Below are 2,677 nucleotides of genomic sequence, written 5' to 3' on the forward strand. Positions count from 1 at the left end.
GGCAGTGCCGGTGGCCTCACCATGATCGATCAGACTCCTTCAAGCAGCAGGACCCGCAACAAACGAGCCCCGCCACAAAGTCTGACGCGCGACACCTCGCCCCAAGCCACAGGAAGCGGCGCCTGTACCAGCGTCGGAGTTTCTGGGCGGCCGTCGGCCTGGCGGTCCTTGGCGGCTCCGTGGCCGTGGTCAGCACGGCCTCGGCGGGAACCGTCGACACCAACGCCTGGTACACGCTGGTCAACCGCGCCACCGGCGAGTCGCTGGACGCCCTCGACCACGCCACGTACGACGGTTCTCCGCTGGGGCAGTGGAGCCGTACCGGCGGGACCAATCAGCAGTGGAAGTTCGTCGACTCCGGTGACGGGAACTACCGGCTGCAGAACCGTAACTCCGGCAAGGTCCTGGACGACTACGGCTGGTCGAACGCCGAAGGCGCCGCGCTGGTGCAGTGGCGCGACCTGAACGGCGCCAACCAGCAGTTCCACCTGGAGAAGTCGTCGGACGGTTACGTCCGTCTGATCAACCGCTTCAACGGCAAGGCCGTCGAGGTCCCGGGCGGCGCCAAGACCGACGGGAGCCACCTCGCCCAGTACCACGACTGGAACGGCCCCCAGCAGCAGTGGCAGCTCGTCCCGGTCGGCGGCAACACGGGCGGCTCCGGCAGCACCGCCACGCCCACCACGCCCACCAAACCGACCGGCAGCGCTCCGGCGAGCCAGGCTCCGAGCACCCGCCCGACCTCCGTGCCGCCGGCGTCCCCGGCCCCCGGCGGCGGCAGCTCGGCGAAGACCCTCATGGGCAGCACAACGATGCTCATCGGCGGCGCGATGGACGACTCCTCGGCGAACGCCGCGCCGTTCGACGTGCGGTACAACTACGTGCACAGCCAGCCCGCGCCCTCGTCGGACTACTACACGGCGGCCCGCTGCCAGGACGGGTGGGGGGGGCTGGTGGGGCTGCTGGACCGGCAGCACCACGGCGCCCGGCACGTTCGTGACCTACCGGGACGCCAATGCGGCCAAGGCGACCTACCAGGGCAAGTCGCGCCCGCAGAAGCAGCTCTGGACCTGGTACTCGCTGCGCGACCTCGGCGACGCGGCGGGCCAGGGCGACGGCCCGGGCGAGGTCCAGGCCATCAACCGGACCGACCTGCTCACCCGCTACCTGAACGACTACCGCTTCTTCCTCCAGAAGATCGGCACCTCGCACGACATGATCGACCTCGAGCCCGACTTCTGGGGCTACGTCCGCTCGCTCGGCAACCCGCACCAGGTCGCCGCGCAGGTAAAGGCCGCGAACCCGACGGACTGCGGCTCGCAGGAGAACAGCGCCTCCGGCCTGGCCCAGTGCCTGATCACGATGGGCCACAAGTACGCGCCCAACACCGGCGTGGGCCTGCACCTGTCCTGCTTCGACTGGCAGCAGAACACCCCGCAGTGCGCCAAGGACTACACGGACCTCGGCGCGAAGAACGCCGACTTCCTGGTCACCGACGTCACCGACCGCGACGCGGGCTGGTACGCACTGCCCGCCCACGGCAGCAAGGACACCTACTGGAACGACCAGAAGGGGTTCGCCGCGCTCGCGTTCTACAAGACGCTGGCCGAGGCCACGGGCAAGTCGGTGGTCCTGTGGCAGGTCCCCCTGGGCAACATGGCCCAGAACAACACCCCCAACCACTACAAGGACGACAAGGTCGACTGGTTCTTCTCGCACCTGGACCAGGCGGCGAACGCACACGTCGGCGGCATCCTGTTCGGCGCCGGCTGGTCGGAGCAGACCACGCCCGAGACCGACGGCGGCAACCTGATCAACAAGACCATCGCCTACCACAACGCGGGCGGCACGCCGCTCAAGTAACCAGCAAGCGCAGTTCGGCCGCTGCCCAGCAGTTCGCTCCGCTGTAGGTCAGGACGGGTGTGAACCCCGGCTGACGGGGTTCGAGAGAGATGGAAAGCGTGTTGGGGGCAACCCCTCACGAGTTCGAATCTCGTATCCTCCGCCGGCCGAAGGCCCGGACCGCGTCACGCGGTCCGGGCCTTCGTCGTTCTCCATCTCCTCCGCGCGGCACTGGACGCCGAGGTCACCCGCTCGGGCGCCTGAGCCCGTCGGCGAGCGGTCATCGGGGCTGCTCGGCCTCGGCCTTCACCGCGCGCAGGAACTGCCCGTGCTGGGCGCGCAGGCGGGCCTCGCTGAAGAACAGTGGGACGAGCGGGGCGGCCATCGATCCCTCCATGCGGTAGAGGGTCGCGCCGTCCCCGGTAGGAGTCAGAACGAGGCGGTCGATCGCCTTGACCCCCATCGCCACACCTGTCCAGGCCAGTTCCCTACCAGGATCGACGACGGCGAAGCGGCCGGTGATCCTGGTCCGCTCGATCGCCCAGACGAACCGGGCATCGACCGCCACTCCTTCGTCCAAGCTCAGCAGCCGGTAGCCCGGGCGCACCCGGCCCCACCCTGCGAAAGAGCCGGTCGATCGGCCTGCCTTCCGATGGCAATCGTCAGACGGCTCTACCTTCTGAGCCGGGTTGATCGAGCCATTCGTAAGGTTGGGTCGCCCAGGGGTGCTGGGTGTGGCCATCAGGCGGCTGCCGTCCGTGGTTCTCATGGCTTCGCCGCCCGGCACCCCACGACGACCCGGCCGCCGATTAGGAAGTGCGAGCAAGTCGCTGAG

At 69.0% G+C, this 2,677-nt stretch carries 2 protein-coding genes and 1 pseudogene; 2 read left to right on the forward strand and 1 reads right to left on the reverse strand.

From position 1 onward, the window contains the following. Positions 1 to 185 precede the first annotated feature (185 nt). A pseudogene (locus ABT095_RS38710) lies at positions 186 to 590 on the forward strand (RICIN domain-containing protein); the annotation flags it as partial. Between the two features lie 406 nt (positions 591 to 996). After that, positions 997 to 1,863, forward strand: a complete 867-nt coding sequence (locus ABT095_RS38715) for a hypothetical protein (protein ID WP_350534330.1) — start codon at positions 997 to 999, stop codon at positions 1,861 to 1,863. A gap of 259 nt (positions 1,864 to 2,122) precedes the next feature. Here the strand turns inward: ABT095_RS38715 and ABT095_RS38720 are convergent, their stop codons facing one another. Continuing rightward, on the reverse strand, positions 2,123 to 2,449 hold the full coding sequence (locus tag ABT095_RS38720) for an SRPBCC family protein (protein ID WP_350534331.1): 327 nt from the start codon (positions 2,447 to 2,449) through the stop codon (positions 2,123 to 2,125). Positions 2,450 to 2,677: the final 228 nt, after the last annotated feature.

The organism is Kitasatospora sp. NPDC002227 (assembly GCF_040296285.1).
In the GTDB taxonomy this organism is placed as follows: domain Bacteria; phylum Actinomycetota; class Actinomycetes; order Streptomycetales; family Streptomycetaceae; genus Kitasatospora.